Source organism: Mycobacterium sp. 852002-51971_SCH5477799-a (assembly GCF_001667145.1).
GTDB lineage: Bacteria > Actinomycetota > Actinomycetes > Mycobacteriales > Mycobacteriaceae > Mycobacterium.
In genome coordinates, this window is the sequence record NZ_LZIF01000083.1 from 101,710 (window position 1) to 118,562 (window position 16,853).

At 66.4% G+C, this 16,853-nt stretch carries 20 protein-coding genes; 13 read left to right on the plus strand and 7 right to left on the minus strand.

All coding sequences use genetic code 11. From position 1 onward, the window contains the following. The first annotated feature begins 134 nt into the window (after positions 1-134). The 3 genes from A5753_RS10915 to A5753_RS10925 all read left to right on the plus strand — a co-directional run bounded on the left by A5753_RS10915 (position 135) and on the right by A5753_RS10925 (position 3,342). A complete protein-coding gene (locus tag A5753_RS10915) occupies positions 135-1,652 on the plus strand; it encodes an RNA polymerase sigma factor (protein WP_156656055.1) in 1,518 nt (505 codons plus the stop codon). A gap of 108 nt (positions 1,653-1,760) precedes the next feature. Then, entirely contained in the window at positions 1,761-2,744 is a 984-nt protein-coding gene (locus tag A5753_RS10920; protein ID WP_067126987.1) for a zinc-binding dehydrogenase, read from the plus strand. A gap of 169 nt (positions 2,745-2,913) precedes the next feature. After that, entirely contained in the window at positions 2,914-3,342 is a 429-nt protein-coding gene (locus A5753_RS10925) for a RidA family protein (protein ID WP_067126990.1), read from the plus strand. On the opposite strand, the gene A5753_RS10930 is transcribed toward A5753_RS10925, so the two are convergent. Next, positions 3,276-3,656 carry a DUF952 domain-containing protein gene (locus A5753_RS10930; RefSeq protein ID WP_067126993.1) on the minus strand — a complete coding sequence of 127 codons (381 nt, stop codon included), beginning with the start codon at positions 3,654-3,656 and terminating at the stop codon, positions 3,276-3,278. The genes A5753_RS10925 and A5753_RS10930 overlap by 67 nt on opposite strands. A gap of 131 nt (positions 3,657-3,787) precedes the next feature. Here A5753_RS10930 and A5753_RS10935 point away from each other — a divergent pair, with 131 nt between their 5' ends. Together A5753_RS10935 and A5753_RS10940 are read left to right on the plus strand one after the other, a co-directional pair. Beyond that, complete coding sequence (locus A5753_RS10935) at positions 3,788-3,973, plus strand: hypothetical protein (RefSeq protein WP_067127301.1); 186 nt, start codon at positions 3,788-3,790, stop codon at positions 3,971-3,973. A 66-nt stretch (positions 3,974-4,039) separates the two neighbouring features. Next, on the plus strand, positions 4,040-5,047 hold the full coding sequence (locus A5753_RS10940; RefSeq protein WP_067126997.1) for a YihY/virulence factor BrkB family protein: 1,008 nt from the start codon (positions 4,040-4,042) through the stop codon (positions 5,045-5,047). Here the strand turns inward: A5753_RS10940 and A5753_RS10945 are convergent, their stop codons facing one another. Then, positions 5,048-5,287, minus strand: a complete 240-nt coding sequence (locus A5753_RS10945; protein ID WP_067127000.1) for a DUF3039 domain-containing protein — start codon at positions 5,285-5,287, stop codon at positions 5,048-5,050. 58 nt (positions 5,288-5,345) lie between these two features. Here A5753_RS10945 and A5753_RS10950 point away from each other — a divergent pair, with 58 nt between their 5' ends. The 3 genes from A5753_RS10950 to A5753_RS10960 all read left to right on the plus strand — a co-directional run bounded on the left by A5753_RS10950 (position 5,346) and on the right by A5753_RS10960 (position 7,725). Continuing rightward, entirely contained in the window at positions 5,346-5,780 is a 435-nt protein-coding gene (locus A5753_RS10950) for a DUF3099 domain-containing protein (RefSeq protein WP_156656061.1), read from the plus strand. A 164-nt stretch (positions 5,781-5,944) separates the two neighbouring features. Then, on the plus strand, positions 5,945-6,904 hold the full coding sequence (gene sigB / locus A5753_RS10955; RefSeq protein WP_067127016.1) for a sigma-70 family RNA polymerase sigma factor SigB: 960 nt from the start codon (positions 5,945-5,947) through the stop codon (positions 6,902-6,904). A gap of 131 nt (positions 6,905-7,035) precedes the next feature. Next, a complete protein-coding gene (locus A5753_RS10960) occupies positions 7,036-7,725 on the plus strand; it encodes a metal-dependent transcriptional regulator (protein WP_067127019.1) in 690 nt (229 codons plus the stop codon). A gap of 19 nt (positions 7,726-7,744) precedes the next feature. Here A5753_RS10960 and A5753_RS10965 read toward each other — a convergent pair whose 3' ends face one another. Next, positions 7,745-8,803 (minus strand): DUF4192 domain-containing protein, encoded by a 1,059-nt coding sequence (locus A5753_RS10965; protein ID WP_067127022.1) that lies wholly within the window; start codon positions 8,801-8,803, stop codon positions 7,745-7,747. 113 nt (positions 8,804-8,916) lie between these two features. Between A5753_RS10965 and sthA the strand changes: the two genes are divergently transcribed. Further along, positions 8,917-10,332: a Si-specific NAD(P)(+) transhydrogenase gene (gene sthA, locus A5753_RS10970; protein ID WP_067127025.1), complete on the plus strand. Its 1,416-nt coding sequence runs from the start codon at positions 8,917-8,919 to the stop codon at positions 10,330-10,332. On the opposite strand, the gene A5753_RS10975 is transcribed toward sthA, so the two are convergent. After that, positions 10,329-11,165: a serine protease gene (locus A5753_RS10975; protein WP_067127028.1), complete on the minus strand. Its 837-nt coding sequence runs from the start codon at positions 11,163-11,165 to the stop codon at positions 10,329-10,331. The genes sthA and A5753_RS10975 overlap by 4 nt on opposite strands. 229 nt (positions 11,166-11,394) lie before the next feature. On the opposite strand from A5753_RS10975, the gene A5753_RS10980 reads away from it, so the two are divergent. The 3 genes from A5753_RS10980 (at position 11,395) to A5753_RS10990 (ending at position 14,193) form a co-directional block, all read left to right on the plus strand. Continuing rightward, positions 11,395-12,366 (plus strand): proteasome assembly chaperone family protein, encoded by a 972-nt coding sequence (locus A5753_RS10980; protein ID WP_067127031.1) that lies wholly within the window; start codon positions 11,395-11,397, stop codon positions 12,364-12,366. Positions 12,367-12,429: 63 nt separating this feature from the next. Next, on the plus strand, positions 12,430-13,461 hold the full coding sequence (locus A5753_RS10985) for an alpha/beta fold hydrolase (RefSeq protein ID WP_067127034.1): 1,032 nt from the start codon (positions 12,430-12,432) through the stop codon (positions 13,459-13,461). Between the two features lie 45 nt (positions 13,462-13,506). Continuing rightward, positions 13,507-14,193, plus strand: coding sequence for a PhzF family phenazine biosynthesis protein (locus A5753_RS10990; RefSeq protein ID WP_067127037.1), 687 nt, complete (start codon positions 13,507-13,509; stop codon positions 14,191-14,193). A 21-nt stretch (positions 14,194-14,214) separates the two neighbouring features. Here A5753_RS10990 and A5753_RS10995 read toward each other — a convergent pair whose 3' ends face one another. From A5753_RS10995 to A5753_RS11005, 3 genes are all read right to left on the minus strand, one after another. Continuing rightward, on the minus strand, positions 14,215-14,700 hold the full coding sequence (locus tag A5753_RS10995; RefSeq protein WP_067127040.1) for a peroxynitrite isomerase: 486 nt from the start codon (positions 14,698-14,700) through the stop codon (positions 14,215-14,217). 53 nt (positions 14,701-14,753) lie between these two features. After that, on the minus strand, positions 14,754-15,218 hold the full coding sequence (nrdR, locus tag A5753_RS11000) for a transcriptional regulator NrdR (protein WP_067127043.1): 465 nt from the start codon (positions 15,216-15,218) through the stop codon (positions 14,754-14,756). 148 nt (positions 15,219-15,366) lie between these two features. Continuing rightward, a complete protein-coding gene (locus A5753_RS11005; RefSeq protein WP_067127046.1) occupies positions 15,367-15,861 on the minus strand; it encodes a LysM peptidoglycan-binding domain-containing protein in 495 nt (164 codons plus the stop codon). Between the two features lie 293 nt (positions 15,862-16,154). Between A5753_RS11005 and lexA the strand changes: the two genes are divergently transcribed. Next, the gene (gene lexA, locus A5753_RS11010; RefSeq protein ID WP_067127048.1) at positions 16,155-16,853 is read left to right on the plus strand and encodes a transcriptional repressor LexA; all 699 of its coding nucleotides are present in this window, start codon (positions 16,155-16,157) and stop codon (positions 16,851-16,853) included.

The following is a 16,853-nucleotide window of genomic DNA, read 5'->3' on the forward strand; positions in this document are numbered from 1 at the left end:
TGGTGCTCGGCGAACGCCCAACCCATAGCGTGCGACTACTCACGCTGATACCAACGCCGACATCGACATAGCAGACACTTTCGGTTAACCATGCCCAATACCCACCGAAAGTGAGCCCAAACGAAGGGGTGTAAGTGGCAGCGACGAAAGCAAGCCCGGCGACAGACGGGCCGGTGAAACGCACCGCCACGAAGTCTCCGTCGTCCCCCGCCAAGCGACCGGCTGCCAAGGCTGCCAACGGATCGGCGCCGGCCAAGCGGGCCGCCAAAGCAGCATCGCCGTCCACCACGTCCAAAACCGATGCGGCCGACGACCCCAAGAAGACCCGTGCCGCCGCTAAGGCGCCGTCGCCGCGCGGAAGCAAGGCGGCCAAGGCCGCGCCGGCGGATCCCGACGCCCTCGATTCCGACGGCGCCGTCGAGGATCTCGACAACGAACCCGACCTGGAGGTCGAGCCCGGCGAAGACCTCGATATCGACACCGACCTGAACCTCGAGGACCTCGAGGACGACGTAGCGCCCGACGGCCAAGACGCCGAGGTGAGCGAGACCGACGCCGCCGAGGGCGAGGGCGAGGCGGCCACGAAGCCCGCCAAGGCCGGCGAGCCCGCCGCGGAGGATGACGAGGAGATCGCCGAGCCCAGCGAAAAGGACAAGGCCTCCGGCGATTTCGTCTGGGACGAGGACGAGTCCGAGGCGTTGCGGCAGGCCCGCAAGGACGCCGAGCTGACGGCCTCGGCCGACTCGGTTCGCGCCTATCTCAAGCAGATCGGCAAGGTCGCGCTGCTCAACGCCGAGGAAGAGGTTGAGCTGGCCAAGCGGATCGAGGCCGGGCTGTACGCGACGCAGCTGATGACCGAGATGACCGAGCGCGGCGACAAACTGCCCGCCGCGCAGCGTCGCGACATGGTGTGGATCTGCCGCGACGGCGACCGCGCGAAGAACCATCTGCTGGAAGCCAACCTGCGGCTGGTGGTGTCGCTGGCCAAGCGCTACACCGGCCGAGGCATGGCGTTTTTGGACCTCATCCAGGAGGGCAACCTGGGTCTGATCCGCGCCGTCGAGAAGTTCGACTACACCAAGGGTTACAAGTTCTCCACCTACGCGACCTGGTGGATCCGTCAGGCCATCACCCGCGCCATGGCCGACCAGGCCCGCACCATCCGCATCCCGGTGCACATGGTCGAGGTGATCAACAAGCTGGGCCGTATCCAGCGCGAGCTGCTGCAGGACCTGGGCCGCGAGCCCACGCCCGAAGAGCTCGCCAAAGAAATGGACATCACGCCAGAAAAAGTGCTGGAGATCCAGCAATACGCCCGCGAGCCGATCTCGTTGGACCAGACCATCGGCGACGAGGGCGACAGTCAGCTGGGCGATTTCATCGAGGACAGCGAGGCCGTGGTGGCCGTCGACGCGGTCTCGTTCACGCTGCTCCAAGACCAGTTGCAGTCGGTGCTGGAGACGCTGTCGGAGCGCGAGGCGGGCGTAGTACGGCTGCGCTTCGGTCTCACCGACGGCCAGCCCCGCACCCTGGATGAAATCGGCCAGGTTTACGGCGTGACCCGCGAGCGCATTCGCCAGATCGAGTCCAAGACTATGTCGAAGCTGCGCCACCCCAGCCGCTCGCAGGTGCTGCGCGACTACCTGGACTGAGCGACGGTCTTTTCGCAGAGCATCCAGCAGGGGATTCCAAAAACGGCTAGCGGTGGCAGCGGCCCAACCCGCTCCCCCGCGCGACAAACGTCGGTACCGTACTGATCCATGCGTGGATGGATCCTCGACGAATCGCCGGGCGAGTACCGCTGGGGCGAGGTCCCGACTCCGGAGCCAGGTCCCGGCGAGGTCCGCATTGAGGTCCGGGCATCCGCCCTCAACCACATTGACCTCTGGCTGACGCGGGGAATGCCCAAGCCGCGATCGTTCCCGCATGTATCGGGCTCCGACGTCGCCGGAGTGATCGACATGGTCGGTCCCGGCGTGAGCGACTGGCAGCCGGGCGACGAAGTCGTGATGGAGGCGGGCATCACCTCTCACCAGGCGATCCTCACCCGCGGCATCGACAGCATCGTCGACCCTGGGACGCACCTGCTCGGCGAGCACCGGTGGGGGGGTCATGCCGACTGTGTCGTTGTGCCCGCGTGGCATCCGGTTCGCAAGCCGAAGCACCTGTCCTGGGTCGAGTGCGCGGCGTATCCGGTGTGTCACGTGACAGCGTGGCGGATGTTGCGCAAGGGCCGCGTGCAGGCCGGCACGAAGGTGCTCGTCGTCGGTGGCGGCGGGGGCGTGGCTGTCGCATCGCTGTTGATCGCTAACTACCTGGGCGCCGAGGTGTACGCGACGTCGCGGGACGAGGCGAAGCGGAATCGCGCTAAGGAGCTCGGCGCGGTTGAGGCGTTCGATTCCGCCGGGCCATATCCAGTCAAGGTGGAGGTCGTCATCGACAGCGTCGGCGCCGCGACCTGGGAACCGGCACTCCGGGCACTCGACAGTGGCGGTCGCTTCGTCACCTGCGGCGCGACCGGCGGGGTCGAGGTGCCGCTGTTGCTGCCTCGGCTGTTCTTCAAGCATCAGGAGCTGATCGGCGTGACGACGGGATCCCACCTCGAGTTCGTCCAGGTGACCGATCACATCGCCAGGGGTCTGCCGGTGATCGTGGACGAAGTGTTCCCCTTCGACGCCTACCCCGATGCGCTGACCAAGCTCGCCAAGTGCGAGCAAGTAGGCAAGCTGGTCCTCGAGCACTGACATGCCGGTGCGCCGCGCGCGCCCACCGCGGCCAAACCATCCAGCAGTTCGCTCTAGAATCGTTGGCGTGCAAGCTGTTTCGGCACCCAACGAGCGCCGGTAGCCAAACAACCGCCGCCACCGTTGAATTCGGCTGCGCCGACGGCTCCGCCGTCGTACGGTGAGGCGCATGTCAACCAACCGCAAAGTGATCTCGTCCGACTCCGCCTTCGAGTCGGCGGTGGGTTATTCGCGCGCGGTGCGCGTGGGCCCGCACGTGGCGGTGGCCGGAACAACCGGCATCGGGCCCGCCGGTGACATTGCCGCCCAGGCACGAAATGCCTTGCGCCGCATCGAGATTGCATTGCATCAAGCGGGCGCCGCGCTCACCGACGTGGTGCGCACCCGCATCTACGTCACGGACATCTCGCGCTGGCGCGAGGTGGGAGCCGTGCACGAACAGGTCTTCGGTGCGATACGCCCCGCGGCCACCATGGTCGAAGTCTCGGCGCTGATCGCGCCCGAGCTGTTGGTGGAGATCGAGGCCGACGCCTACGTCGACCGCCCGGCGGAGTCGCCGGCGAGCGGCGCGAAGGTGCCGTCGTCGGTCGGCGGATAGGCGGTGACCCGGACCACAGCGGCCACCGGCAACGGGCCGTACAGATGCGGGAACAACATCGACTCCGGGTCTGTTGGCACTCCTGGCTCCCACCGCACCGGCGCGTCGAGCCGGGCGGGGTCGATGTGCAACAGAACCAGGTCGTCGCGGCCCCGGTAGAGGCGGTTGGCCGGCAGGTGCACCTGTTCGGGCGTCGACAGATGGATGAAGTCGCCGCCGCTCGCGGTGTCCGGGTGGAGGCCGCCTTCCTGGCGGCCCCGCGCCCATTGCTCGGTTCCGCACAGGTGCACCAGGACATCAGGGACGAAGGTCACAACCCGACACCCTAGATAGCGCCCAAACAAACCTGACCAGGTCGTGAGAAACGACACACCCCATAACGATCGGGGAACAAGGCGAAAACGCCATACGTCTGAGAAAGTGAATGTACGAGAACGGAGAAGCCATGAATGCAACTCTGACGAGTCCCGAACTGACCAGAGCCGACCGCTGCGACCGCTGCGGTGCTGCGGCTCGGGTGCGCGCCAAGCTGCCTTCAGGACTGGAGCTTCTCTTCTGCCAGCACCACGCCAACGAGCACGAGGCGAAGCTGACCGAGCTGGACGCCGTGCTGGAGATCAGCAAAAGCTAGCCCGCACCGAACTCGCCCATCGCCAATGTGGGCGGTGCGAGCGATCTTCGGTAATGCTGGACGGGTATGAGCGAGCAGGTCGCAAAACCGTCGCGCCACCACATTCGGCGAATCACCCTGAGGACGCTTTCTAAGAGTTGGGACGACTCGATTTTCTCCGAGTCGGCTCAGGCTGGTTTCTGGTCGGCGTTATCACTGCCGCCGTTGCTGCTTGGAATGCTGGGCACCCTGGCCTATGTGGCTCCGCTGTTCGGCCCGGACATGCTGCCCAGCATCCTGCGCCAGCTGATCTCGACGGCACATAGCGTGTTCTCCCGCAGCGTGGTCAACGAGATCATCGAGCCGACCGTGCGTGACATCGCCAACCACGCGCGCGGCGAGGTGGTGTCGCTGGGGTTCATCATCTCGTTGTGGGCGGGGTCGTCGGCCATCTCGTCGTTCGTCGATTCCGTGGTCGAGGCGCACGACCAGACGCCGCTGCGGCATCCGGTGCGCCAGCGCCTGTTCGCGCTGTTCCTCTACGTGGTGGGGCTGGTGTGCGTGGTGGCGACGGCGCCGCTGGTGGTCCTGGGACCGCGCAAAGTGGGTGAGCACATTCCGGTCAGCCTGGCCAACGTGCTGCGCTACGGCTACTACCCGGCCTTGATCCTCGTCTTATTGTTCGGGGTCGTGATCTTGTACCGCGTGTCATTGCCGGAGCCGCTGCCGACGCATCGGCTGATCTTCGGCGCGGCGCTGGCCACCGCGGTCTTCGTGATCGCCACCCTGGGCCTGCGGCTCTACCTGCAGTGGATCACCAGTACGGGCTACACCTACGGCGCGCTGTCCACGCCGATCGCATTCCTGCTGTTCTCGTTCTTCGGGGGTTTTGCGATCATGATCGGCGCCGAACTCAATGCTGCCATCCAGGAGGAATTTCCCGCGCCCCGCACGCATGCGCACCGGCTACGCCGATGGCTGCTGTCGCGCTCGCCCACGCTGGCGAAGGCTGCGGACACGCTGTCGAACCCCGTGACCAGGAATCCCATCACCGCGCAACGCGACGTCGCGGCGGCGGAGCCGCCGCCGGGCTGATCAGTCCTTCTTCATCCGGTCGTAGATCTGCTTGCAGTCCGGGCAGACCGGTGAGCCCGGCTTGGCCGCCTTGGTGACGGGAAACACCTCGCCGCACAGCGCCACAACGTGGTTGCCCATCACCGCGCTCTCGGCGATCTTGTTCTTCTTGACGTAGTGGAAATACTTCGGGGTGTCGCTGCCGGTCCCGTCGTCGACGCGTTCGTCGGTCTCGGTGCGTTCGATCGTTTGGGTCTGCATACCTGACATTGTGCACCGCCGGCAGGCCCCGAAACCGGCCGAGCCGGAAATCGGTGAGTTGTGGGACAGTGGAGAAATGAAGCACGGCTCCGACTCGGGGTTCGATGACTTTGACGGCAACAACGGCCGCCCTGTGCTCATCACCGCCGCCGCAACCTCCTATGAGGAGCAGCACCGTGCGCGGGTCCGTAAATACCTGACCTTGATGGCTTTCCGGATTCCGGCGCTCATCCTGGCCGCGCTGGCCTACGGCGCGTGGCACAACGGGCTGATCTCGCTGGCGATCGTGGCGCTGTCAATTCCCTTGCCGTGGATGGCCGTGCTGATCGCCAATGACCGCCCCCCGCGCAGCGCCGAGGAGCCGCGCCGGTTCGACGACGCCCGGCAGCACATTCCCCTGTTCCCGCGGGCCGAACATCGCGCGCTCGAGCCGCCGCGACACCCGCAGCAGGAGTGGCCGACGGGGTTTGGCGACGGAATGGATCACGGCTGACCGTCGTTTCTCCCGTAGGTGCCGTCGACGGACTTCTCAGGACATTCTCAGGTCTGCGGCACATTTCTGCACGTCAAGACGTGTGAGATACGGAATCGCTGGGAACTCTCAGAGCTGATCTGTCGTTGACTGCATGACAGAACAAAGCCGAAGGGGAGGTCGCTATGGCGAACGCCAGCACGAGCAGGTTTGACGGCGATCTGGATGCTCAAAGCCCCGCAGCGGACCTAGTGCGCGTTTATCTGAACGGAATCGGTAAGACGGCACTTCTCAATGCGGCCGGCGAAGTCGAACTCGCCAAGCGCATCGAAGCCGGGCTTTATGCCGAACACCTGCTCGCAACGCGTAAGCGCCTCGGGGAGAACCGCAAACGCGATCTGCAGGCCGTGGTTCGCGATGGTCAGGCGGCGCGCCGTCATCTGCTGGAAGCGAACCTGCGCCTGGTGGTGTCACTGGCCAAGCGATACACGGGTCGCGGTATGCCGCTGCTGGACCTCATCCAGGAGGGCAACCTGGGACTGATCCGCGCGATGGAAAAGTTCGACTACACAAAGGGATTCAAGTTCTCGACCTACGCGACGTGGTGGATCCGTCAGGCCATCACCCGCGGCATGGCCGACCAGAGCCGCACCATCCGGCTGCCCGTTCACCTGGTCGAGCAGGTCAACAAGCTGGCGCGGATCAAGCGCGAGATGCACCAGAACCTGGGACGCGAGGCCACCGACGAAGAACTGGCCGCCGAGTCCGGCATCCCGGTCGAAAAGATCAACGACCTGCTCGAGCACAGCCGCGACCCGGTAAGCCTCGACATGCCGGTGGGCTCCGAGGAAGAAGCCCCGCTGGGCGATTTCATCGAGGATGCCGAAGCGATGTCGGCCGAGAATGCGGTGATCGCCGAGCTGCTGCACACCGACATCCGCAGCGTGCTGGCCACCCTGGACGAGCGTGAGCACCAGGTGATCCGGTTGCGCTTCGGCCTGGACGACGGCCAGCCGCGCACGCTGGACCAGATCGGCAAGCTGTTCGGCCTGTCCCGCGAGCGGGTCCGCCAAATCGAGCGGGACGTAATGTCGAAACTCCGCAACGGGGAGCGCGCCGACAGGCTACGGTCGTACGCGAGTTAAGGCCCCACCCCCAAGCTAGGTAGCAGACAGTATGCCCGCCGCGTCAGCGGCGGGCATACTGCTTGCCTGGGAGGCGTTACAACCATTCGCGCAGCTGGCCAAGTAGACTCAGCGTCGACGGAGGGTGCTGAATGAACGACCTGGTTGACACCACCGAGATGTACCTGCGGACCATCTACGACCTCGAAGAAGAGGGCGTGACGCCGCTGCGTGCCCGAATCGCCGAGCGCCTCGATCAGAGCGGGCCGACTGTCAGCCAAACCGTGTCGCGCATGGAGCGGGACGGTTTACTCCACGTGGCCGGTGACCGCCACCTCGAGCTCACCGACAAGGGCCGGGCGCTCGCCATTTCCGTGATGCGTAAGCACCGCCTCGCCGAACGCTTGCTGGTCGACGTGATCGGCCTGCCCTGGGAAGAGGTCCACGCCGAAGCGTGCCGCTGGGAGCACGTGATGAGCGAGGACGTCGAGCGGCGCCTGGTGAAGGTGCTCAACAACCCGACCACCTCGCCCTTCGGCAACCCGATCCCCGGGCTGCTCGACCTGGGCGTGGGCCCCGAGTCCTGGTCCGAGGACGGCCCCCTGGTCCGCCTGACCGAGTTGCCACCCGGCGCGCCGGCGGCCGTGGTGGTGCGCCAACTGACCGAACATGTCCAGGGCGACATCGATTTGATCTCACGCCTGAAGGACGCCGGCGTCGTCCCCAACGCCCGCGTCACCGTCGAGACCGGCTCCGCCGGGGTGACCATCGTCATTCCTGGCCACGAGAACGTCACCCTGCCGCACGAGATGGCGCACGCGGTCAAGGTCGAGAAGGTCTGATCCGGGCTGTTTTTGCCCACTATCCCGCCCTGCGGCCGAACGGCCGGCGCGGCGGGAGCTGGACGCCGAACTGCTTGGCCAGGCGGTAGCCGGTCAGCGCAAGGTCCCTGATGTCCTCGGGCCGCAGGCCCGACTGCAAAGCGGTGTCCAGCATGCCGGCCATCCGATGATCGGGATCGCAGCGCAGCGCCTCCTGCAGCGACACCCCGGCGAGGGGGCCGTCGCCGCGGGTATAAGCGCTGAACGCGATCAGGACCAGCGCCTCGACCCGCCACGGCGAGGGCAACGTGCGCGCCAGCAGCGCCCACAACGACTCGACTTCGCCGGCGCTCTCGCCGACCGCCAGGGCATACAGAATGTCGCGCACCTGCGCGTCGCTCAGTGCGCAGCCCAGCGTCGCCAACTCCGTGTCGCACAGCGATTCCCCGGCCGCGACCCGGCTGGCGGCGGACATCGCCGTCTCCACATCGGCGCGGGTGCAGCGCACCGGATGCGCACGATGCGCCGACCGGCGCCGGGCGGCCTGGCGTCTGACCAGACCGGCCAGCTCATCGCTGCGCCCCTGGTCGTCTGGCGCCACGACCGCCTGCAGGTCAGCGCGCCGCGAATAAAGCCGTCTGCCTTCGAGCACCGCTGCGGCCGCGAGCGGGGAGGATGCGGGATCGTCGACCAGGCCGCTCGATCCGCAGCCCTCGGCGCAATGCCAGCGGCCGCCGAGGGCCACCTGGTCGACCAGATGCGTCGCCCACAGCTCGATGTTGTGCTGCGACAAGGCTTCAGCGAGCGCCACCGCCAGCTGCCGGTATTCCTCGTTGCAGCTTGGACAGTAGGCCCCGTCCGCGTCGACGATCACCGCGATCACGGCCTCGGGGGCCCCCGCGGCGGCGACCTCGGCCAGGTGCTCCAACCGATCGACAAGCTCATCGGAGAGGTCCACGCGCATCACCGAGCCGAGTATCCCGTCGCCCAAAGACACTAATATCAATGACTTTTCGGGCACGAAGCCGAGAACGGCCGGCAGCGCGGCGATAAGTGCACCGGGGCGGGAAAGTTCGAAGTCTTCGCGATGCGTCGTCATGAGCACCCACGCTGACGGCCGCCACCGTCAACCGGTGCGCACGTGCACGGGCCCGGCGGCGGACCTGTGGATGAACCCAGCACTGTGCGTTGTGCTGGCTTACTGTTTAAGCCATGAGTTCGGCGCAAGAGTACGACATGGTGGTCATCGGGTCCGGGCCCGGCGGGCAGAAGGCCGCCATCGCGTCGGCCAAGCTCGGTAAGACGGTCGCCATCGTCGAACGCGGCCAGATGCTCGGCGGTGTGTGCGTCCAGACCGGCACCATCCCGTCAAAGACGTTGCGCGAGGCGGTCCTGTACCTCACCGGAATGAGCCAGCGCGAACTCTACGGTGCGAGCTATCGCGTCAAGGAGAAGATCACCCCGGCCGACCTGCTGGCCCGAACCCAGCACGTGATCGGCAAGGAGGTCGACGTGGTGCGCAACCAGCTGATGCGCAACCGCATCGACCTGCTGATCGGCCACGGGCGTTTCGTCGACCCGCACACCATCGAGGTCGAGGACCCGTCGCGGCGCGAAAAGATAACCATCACTGGCAAATACGTCGTCATCGCCACCGGCACCCGGCCGGCGCGGCCCTCCGGCGTCGAGTTCGACGAACACCGGGTGCTCGACTCCGACGGGATCCTCGATCTGAAGTCGCTGCCCGCGTCGATGGTGGTGGTCGGCGCCGGCGTCATCGGCATCGAGTACGCCTCAATGTTCGCCGCGCTGGGCACCAAGGTCACCGTCGTGGAGAAGCGCGACGACATGCTCGACTTCTGTGACCCCGAGGTCGTCGAGGCGCTGAAGTTCCACCTCCGCGACCTGGCGGTGACGTTCCGCTTCGGTGAGGAGGTGACCGCGGTCGACGTCGGATCGGCGGGCACCGTGACCACCCTGGCCAGCGGCAAACAGATTCCCGCCGAGACCGTGATGTATTCGGCCGGGCGGCAAGGCCAGACCGACCATCTCGATCTGCACAACGCCGAGCTGGAGTCCGACAACCGCGGGCGGATCTTCGTCGACGACAACTTTCAGACCAAGGTGCCCCACATCTATGCCGTCGGCGACGTGATCGGCTTTCCCGCGTTGGCCGCAACGTCGATGGAACAGGGACGCCTCGCCGCCTACCACGCGTTCGGGGAAGCGTCCGACGGCATCACCGATCTGCAACCCATCGGCATCTACTCCATCCCCGAGGTTTCCTACGTCGGCGCCACCGAGGTGGAGCTGACGAAGAACTCGGTCCCCTACGAGGTCGGCGTGGCCAGGTACCGGGAGCTGGCCCGCGGGCAGATCGCCGGGGACTCCTACGGGGTGCTCAAACTGCTGGTGTCGACCGAGGACCTCAAACTGCTCGGCGTGCACATCTTCGGCACCAGCGCGACCGAGATGGTGCACATCGGGCAGGCAGTGATGGGCTGCGGCGGCACCGTGGAGTACCTGGTGGACGCGGTGTTCAACTACCCCACGTTCTCGGAGGCCTACAAAGTGGCGGCGCTCGACGTCATGAACAAAGTTCGGGCGCTCAACCAGTTTCGGCGCTAACAGGCGTCCTGAAGGTCGTTGGGCACCGGATCCCCGGGCCCGCCGGCCTCGGCGCGGGCCAGAAGCTCCGCGGTTTGCGCGTCGAACGGCGCAGAGTACGACATGTTCGCGGCGCACCCGCCCCGCTCGAGACCGCCGATCACCCCGATGAGCGTGGTGCCGCTGACCCAGGGCGCACCGCTGGTGCCGTCCACCAGTCCCTCACAGGCCAAGGCGGGAAACCCGGTGTCCGTGACCGACGTGCTCGCCTGACATCCGATGGGCGAGCCACCCACGCCGACCGGGTACCCCAGCACGGTGACGCGGCTGCCCGGCGGAGGCGTTACGCCCAGCGTCAGCGCCAGGCCGGCCCGGGACTCGACGGGAGCGCCGGCCTCGTTGCTGACCCGCGCGATCGCGTAGTCGGCGTGCGGGTCCTTGCTCGCCGTCCAGCGTGGGTCGAGGTAGACCGTGTCGGCCTTCCACACATCGGCGGGACCGGGTGCGGCGTCCCCGGTGAAACCGGGAACGAAGGTGATCAGCGAGGCTCCGGCCAGGCAGTGCGCGGCGGTCATGATCAGGTTGCCGCCCGTCGAATGCACCACCGAACCGGTGCACACGTGCAGCGGGCCACCGTCGATGAAAATCGCCCCGATGCGCCGATCCGGCTCGACCGGGCCCGCGATGGCCTTCTGCTCGGGCTGGCTGAGCCGCTGCACCGGGCCGCCGACGCGCGGAGCGGACACCGGGGCGCCCGAAACATGCTCGACCGGACGGTGACACGACGTCAACAACGTCGCCACCCCCACCGCCGAGCAGAGCATCAGGATCCGAATGCGCATCGCCTTCATCATGCCTGACCGGTGGGCGGCAAGCCGACTCCACACATCGCGCTGCGCCACGGGGTTTCTCGGCGCGCCCGCCGGCGGCCCCGGGATGTCGTTTTGCGGATTACCAGTGCGAATTATCGCGTTTCAGCTAACAACGTGAACGCGAAGTTCGCTGATAGATGATGGTGCCGCCCGATTCGAAAGACACTCGGTAGGGCACCCTTAAGAGATCCGCGAGAGGAGGCGATCGGAGATGGCTCACCATCAGGACCCAGATGATCAGTACCAGCCAGGGCAGGCCGGCATGTACGAGCTCGAGTTGCCGCCGCCGCAGCTGTCCACGTCCGACGGCCGCGGGCCCGTGCTGGTGCACGCCCTGGAGGGCTTTTCCGACGCCGGTCACGCCATCAAGCTGGCGGCCGCGCACCTGAAGGCGGTGCTGGACACCGAGCTGGTCGCATCCTTCGCGATCGACGAATTGCTGGATTACCGCTCGCGGCGGCCAGTGATGACGTTCAAGACCGATCACTTCACCCATTACGAGGATCCCGAGCTGAGCCTGTACGCGATGCGCGACACGATCGGCACGCCGTTCCTGTTGCTGGCCGGCATGGAACCGGATCTCAAGTGGGAGCGGTTCATCACCGCGGTGCGGCTGCTGGCCGAGCGTCTCGGCGTGCGCCAAACCATCGGCCTGGGGACGGTCCCGATGGCGGTGCCGCACACCCGGCCCACCACCATGACCGCCCACTCGAACAACCCGGAGTTGATCGCCAACTTCCAGCCGTGGATCTCCGAGATCCAGGTTCCGGGCAGCGCCTCCAACCTGCTGGAATACCGGATGGGCCAGCACGGTCATGAGGTCGTCGGCTATACCGTGCACGTCCCCCACTACCTCACGCAGACCGACTACCCGGCCGCCGCGCAGGCTTTGCTCGAGCAGGTCGCCAAGACCGCGTCGCTGGAGTTGCCGCTGACCGCGTTGACCGAAGCGGCCGAGGTGATTCGGGCCAAGATCGACGAGCAGGTGGAAGCGAGCACCGAGGTCGCCCAAGTGGTGGCCGCGCTGGAGCGCCAGTACGATGCCTTCATCGACGCTCAGGAAAACAGATCGTTACTAGCTCGCGACGAGGATCTGCCTAGCGGCGACGAGCTGGGCGCGGAGTTCGAGCGATTTCTGGCCCAGCAGGCGGAGAAGAAGTACGACGACGACGACAAGTCCTGACCCACTCAGCCTGACGCCCTAGCCGGACCGCCCCTAGCCCGGCCCGACACCAAGGTTGGCGATATGACCGAGCGGAAGCGCAAGATCACGCTCCGCCCGGTGCGTGATGTAACCGCACCCAGACTCGAGTTCCGCACTATCCACGGTTACAAGCGGGCCTACCGCATCGCCGGTTCCGGGCCGGCGATACTGCTGATCCACGGCATCGGCGACAACTCCACCACCTGGAATACCGTGCAGGCCCAGCTCGCCCAGCGTTTCACGGTGATCGCCCCGGATCTGCTCGGCCACGGGCAATCCGACAAGCCGCGCGCCGACTACTCGATCGCGGCTTATGCGAACGGGATGCGCGACCTGCTCAGCGTGCTCGACATCGAGCGGGTCACCATCGTCGGTCACTCGCTCGGCGGCGGTGTGGCCATGCAATTCGCCTACCAATTCCCGCATTTGGTGGAACGGCTGATCCTGGTCGGGGCCGGCGGCGTGACCAAGGACGTGAACTTCGTGCTGCGCTGGGCCTCGCTGCCGATGGGCAGTGAGGCGATCGCCCTGCTGCGGTTGCCGCTGGTGTTGCCGGCGGTCCAAATCATGGGACGTGTCCTGGGCGCGGCGCTGGGCAGCAGCGGGCTGGGCCGCGATCTGCCCAACGTGCTGCGCATACTCGACGACCTTCCCGAGCCGACGGCGTCCGCGGCTTTCAGCCGGACGCTGCGCGCCGTGGTGGATTGGCGCGGGCAGATCGTCACCATGCTGGACCGATGTTATTTGACCGAAGCCATCCCAGTCCAAATCATCTGGGGCACAAAGGATGTGGTGGTTCCTGTTCGGCACGCTTGGATGGCGCATGCGGCGATGCCGGGCTCCCGCCTCGAAATCTTCGAAGGCTCCGGGCACTTTCCCTTTCACGACGACCCGGCCCGCTTCATCGACGTCGTAGAGCGCTTCGTCGATTCCACCGACCCCGCGGAATACAACCAGGCCAGCCTTCGCGAACTACTGCGCGCCGGCGGCGGGGAGCAGGCCGTCTCGGGTCCCGCTCCCACTCGCGTCGCCGTGCTGAACGCCATGGGTTCCGACGAACGCAGCGCCACCTGATCGCCTCGATCTACGCGGCCCGACACTGCGCCGTACAGTCGGCTCATGGGGATCGGCGTGACGGTGCTGCGGGTGTTCACCGATTCGCACGGCAACTTCGGTAATCCGTTGGGCGTAGTGGATGCCGCCCAGGTCGAGCTCGCGCACCGACAGCGGCTGGCAACCCAATTGGGTTACAGCGAGACGGTTTTCGTCGACCTTCCGGCCCGCGGCTCCGCCAGCGCGCACGCCACCATCTACACACCGCGAACCGAACTGCCGTTCGCCGGTCACCCGACCGTCGGGGCGACGTGGTGGCTGCGCGAGAACGGTTCGCCGATCAACACCCTGCAGGTGCGGGCCGGCATCGTGCAAGTGGATTGCGACGGCGACCGCGCCAGCATCAACGCACGCGCGCAGTGGGCGCCCGACTTCGCCCTGCACGAATTCCCTTCGGCCGACGAAGTTCTCGCCGCCGACCCGGCGGAGTACCCCGACGACACCGCGCACTACCTGTGGGCCTGGACCGACCGGGCGGCCGGGTCGCTGCGAGCGCGCATGTTCGCCGCCAATCTTGGTGTGGCCGAGGACGAGGCGACCGGGTCGGCCGGGATGCGGATCACCGACTATCTGAGCCAGAGCCTGCGGATCACCCAGGGCAAGGGCTCCGTCATCGAAACGAAATGGAGCGCCGAGGGCTGGGTCGCGGTGGCCGGGCGGGTGGTCAATGACGGTGTGCGACGGATCGACTGACGACGGCCGACGAATGAGTGTTCAGTGCTGCCGGTGTAACACCGCGGCGAGGTGGTCCTGCAGCGGTTGGCCGACCGCGCCCATCTGCACGGTGTAGGAGAGTTCGTCGCCGTCGATGCGGAACGAACGGCCGAGCGCGGTCACCTCTTTGGCGCTGGGTGTCAACCCCACCGAAGTGGTCGACATCTGCATTTCGATGAGGTCACCGCTGGCCGAGTAGGTGCCGACCTCGATTTCGGTGATACCGCTGGGATGCGCCAGAACCATTTCGATGTGCCCCGGTTGTGGCACCCGAAGATAACCGGTTTCGGCGTGCAACGGCTTTCCGTCGGCTACCGCCTTGGTTTTTTGCCCGTAGGCCAGAAACGGCTTGCCGACGTGGGCGAACACGACTTCTTCGAGATAGTCGAAGGGCGGGATCGTCGGGTACTTACCCGCGCCCTGGCCGGACCAGGTCCCAAGGAGCGGGGCCAGCGCCGCAAGGTCGGGATGCAAGTCAATGGGCATGAGAGCGAGCCTAGCCCGGCGACGATGCGGACCGGGACGGCCCGCTGAGGTCCTCACCCTGGAGCTGCCACTCCGCGGTGATCGCGTAGCGCCTGGATCTCGCGTTCGAAATCGTCCGCGGACTCAAACGACCGATATACGGAGGCGAACCGTAAGTAGGCCACCTCGTCCAAGTCGCGCAGCGGCCCCAGAATTGCCAGGCCGACCTCGTGACTGGGAATCTCCGGCGAGCCCGCCGCGCGCACGGTGTCTTCGACCTGCTGGGCCAACAGGTTCAGCGCATCGTCATCGACGTGGCGCCCCTGGCAGGCGCGGCGGACGCCGCTGATGACCTTCTCCCTGCTGAACGGTTCGGTGACGCCGCTGCGCTTGACGACCGCCAGGACCGCGGTCTCCGCGGTGGTGAAACGTCGCCCGCATTCGGGACAGGATCGACGGCGGCGGATGGCCTGACCCTCATCGGTTTCGCGAGAGTCGATCACCCGCGAATCGGGATGGCGGCAGAACGGACAGTGCATGACCGCTCCTTCATCGCGCCGACAAGGTACCGCAGGACCTTGAGCCTACCCGCGCGCTGACCTGCACTGCTAATGGAGCCGCCGGGCGTGCGGGGTCAGCACCGCTGTCCCGTCATGTCAGTCCAACGCCGTTTTTGCACAAGGATGCTCAGCCGACCGGAGCGATGAGGGCCTGGCCCGCCATCAAGTTGGGCGAGTGGAGATCGTTGAGTTCGCGGATACGGTCGGCGACCTGGGTGGTAGGTGCGTCAGGAGCCACCCGGTGCGCGAAATCCTGGAGCGACTCCCCCGGGTCGACGCGGACGACCGCGAGCCGGTCGGGAACGTGGGCCGCCGAGTTCGTGGAATCGCCATTGAGCACCTGGCCGACATTCGCGACCAGGCCCAGCCACAGCGTGATCGCGCCGGCGGCCAGCGCCAGCCCGATGGTCGACGCCCAGGTGGCGGCGCTCCTGCGGTGCGGCGCGACGGACATGGCCACCCCGGTGCCGTGGTAGCGCATGGCGGCGCTCGTCGGCCGCGAAGGCGCGGGGCCGCGAGACCGGGCCAACCCGTCGCGTCCGTAGCGAGCCCCCTGAACGGGTCCATTGATCGGGCGCCGCAGACTGCTGATACGCGGCGCGGGCGTATGGATGACTGTCATCTTCGTTCCTCCGGTCAACTAGCTCTCGCTCGTGTGTTCGACACTAATCGCCTGTATGTTCGAAACCGAACATTTGAGCGAAGCGTGTCGCACGAGCAAACGCTAGATCACACCACCGACAAGTTCGTCGGCCTCTACCATCGTCACGACCTCCCAAATACCCGGTATCGTGAAGAGTTACACATTTGTGATTCGCCTGACTTTGGGCCTTCTCCGGTGCGGGGCCTAGCGGCACGACACGCCACTCGAACACATGTTTGATTCTTGTTCGGGGAACCGCTACATTCAGTGCCATGGGCGACAGCAACGACAATTCATCGGCCGGTCCCCAGCGTCGGCTGCAATCCGTGGATTCCTCGCTGACCGAACGACAGCGCACCATTTTGAATGTCATCCGAGCCTCGGTCACCAGCCGCGGCTACCCGCCGAGCATTCGGGAGATCGGCGATGCCGTCGGTCTGACGTCGACATCGTCGGTGGCGCATCAGCTGCGCACCCTGGAGCGCAAGGGGTACCTGCGCCGCGACCCCAACCGCCCGCGGGCCGTCGATGTTCGGGGTGCTGACGACGACGTGGCGACGCCGACCACCGAGGTGGCCGGTTCGGACGCCCTACCGGAACCCACGTTCGTCCCGGTGCTCGGGCGCATCGCGGCGGGCGGGCCCATCCTGGCCGAAGAGGCCGTCGAGGACGTCTTTCCCCTGCCGCGCGAATTGGTCGGTGAGGGCACGCTTTTCCTGCTCAAGGTCGTCGGTGACTCGATGGTCGATGCCGCGATCTGCGACGGCGACTGGGTGGTGGTGCGTCAGCAGAACGTCGCCGACAATGGCGACATCGTCGCGGCGATGCTCGACGGCGAGGCCACGGTCAAGACGTTCAAACGCGCCGGCGGTCAGGTGTGGCTGATGCCGCACAACCCCGCGTTCGATCCCATCCCGGGCAACGACGCGAGCGTGCTGGGCAAGGTCGTCACGGTCATTCGCAAGGTCTGA

Bases quoted from the DNA above. Each gene is read 5' to 3' on its own strand.
- nrdR (WP_067127043.1), bottom strand. From the start codon at position 15,218: ATGCACTGTCCGTTCTGCCGCCATCCCGATTCGCGGGTGATCGACTCT.
- A5753_RS10935 (WP_067127301.1), top strand. From the start codon at position 3,788: ATGAATGCAACTCTGACGAGTCCCGAACTGACCAGAGCCGACCGCTGC.
- A5753_RS11005 (WP_067127046.1), bottom strand. From the start codon at position 15,861: ATGACAGTCATCCATACGCCCGCGCCGCGTATCAGCAGTCTGCGGCGC.
- A5753_RS10980 (WP_067127031.1), top strand. From the start codon at position 11,395: ATGGCTCACCATCAGGACCCAGATGATCAGTACCAGCCAGGGCAGGCC.
- A5753_RS10960 (WP_067127019.1), top strand. From the start codon at position 7,036: ATGAACGACCTGGTTGACACCACCGAGATGTACCTGCGGACCATCTAC.
- A5753_RS10925 (WP_067126990.1), top strand. From the start codon at position 2,914: ATGTCAACCAACCGCAAAGTGATCTCGTCCGACTCCGCCTTCGAGTCG.
- A5753_RS10965 (WP_067127022.1), bottom strand. From the start codon at position 8,803: ATGACGACGCATCGCGAAGACTTCGAACTTTCCCGCCCCGGTGCACTT.
- sthA (WP_067127025.1), top strand. From the start codon at position 8,917: ATGAGTTCGGCGCAAGAGTACGACATGGTGGTCATCGGGTCCGGGCCC.
- A5753_RS10985 (WP_067127034.1), top strand. From the start codon at position 12,430: ATGACCGAGCGGAAGCGCAAGATCACGCTCCGCCCGGTGCGTGATGTA.
- A5753_RS10995 (WP_067127040.1), bottom strand. From the start codon at position 14,700: ATGCCCATTGACTTGCATCCCGACCTTGCGGCGCTGGCCCCGCTCCTT.
- lexA (WP_067127048.1), top strand. From the start codon at position 16,155: ATGGGCGACAGCAACGACAATTCATCGGCCGGTCCCCAGCGTCGGCTG.
- A5753_RS10975 (WP_067127028.1), bottom strand. From the start codon at position 11,165: ATGATGAAGGCGATGCGCATTCGGATCCTGATGCTCTGCTCGGCGGTG.
- A5753_RS10990 (WP_067127037.1), top strand. From the start codon at position 13,507: ATGGGGATCGGCGTGACGGTGCTGCGGGTGTTCACCGATTCGCACGGC.
- A5753_RS10920 (WP_067126987.1), top strand. From the start codon at position 1,761: ATGCGTGGATGGATCCTCGACGAATCGCCGGGCGAGTACCGCTGGGGC.
- A5753_RS10940 (WP_067126997.1), top strand. From the start codon at position 4,040: ATGAGCGAGCAGGTCGCAAAACCGTCGCGCCACCACATTCGGCGAATC.
- A5753_RS10945 (WP_067127000.1), bottom strand. From the start codon at position 5,287: ATGCAGACCCAAACGATCGAACGCACCGAGACCGACGAACGCGTCGAC.
- sigB (WP_067127016.1), top strand. From the start codon at position 5,945: ATGGCGAACGCCAGCACGAGCAGGTTTGACGGCGATCTGGATGCTCAA.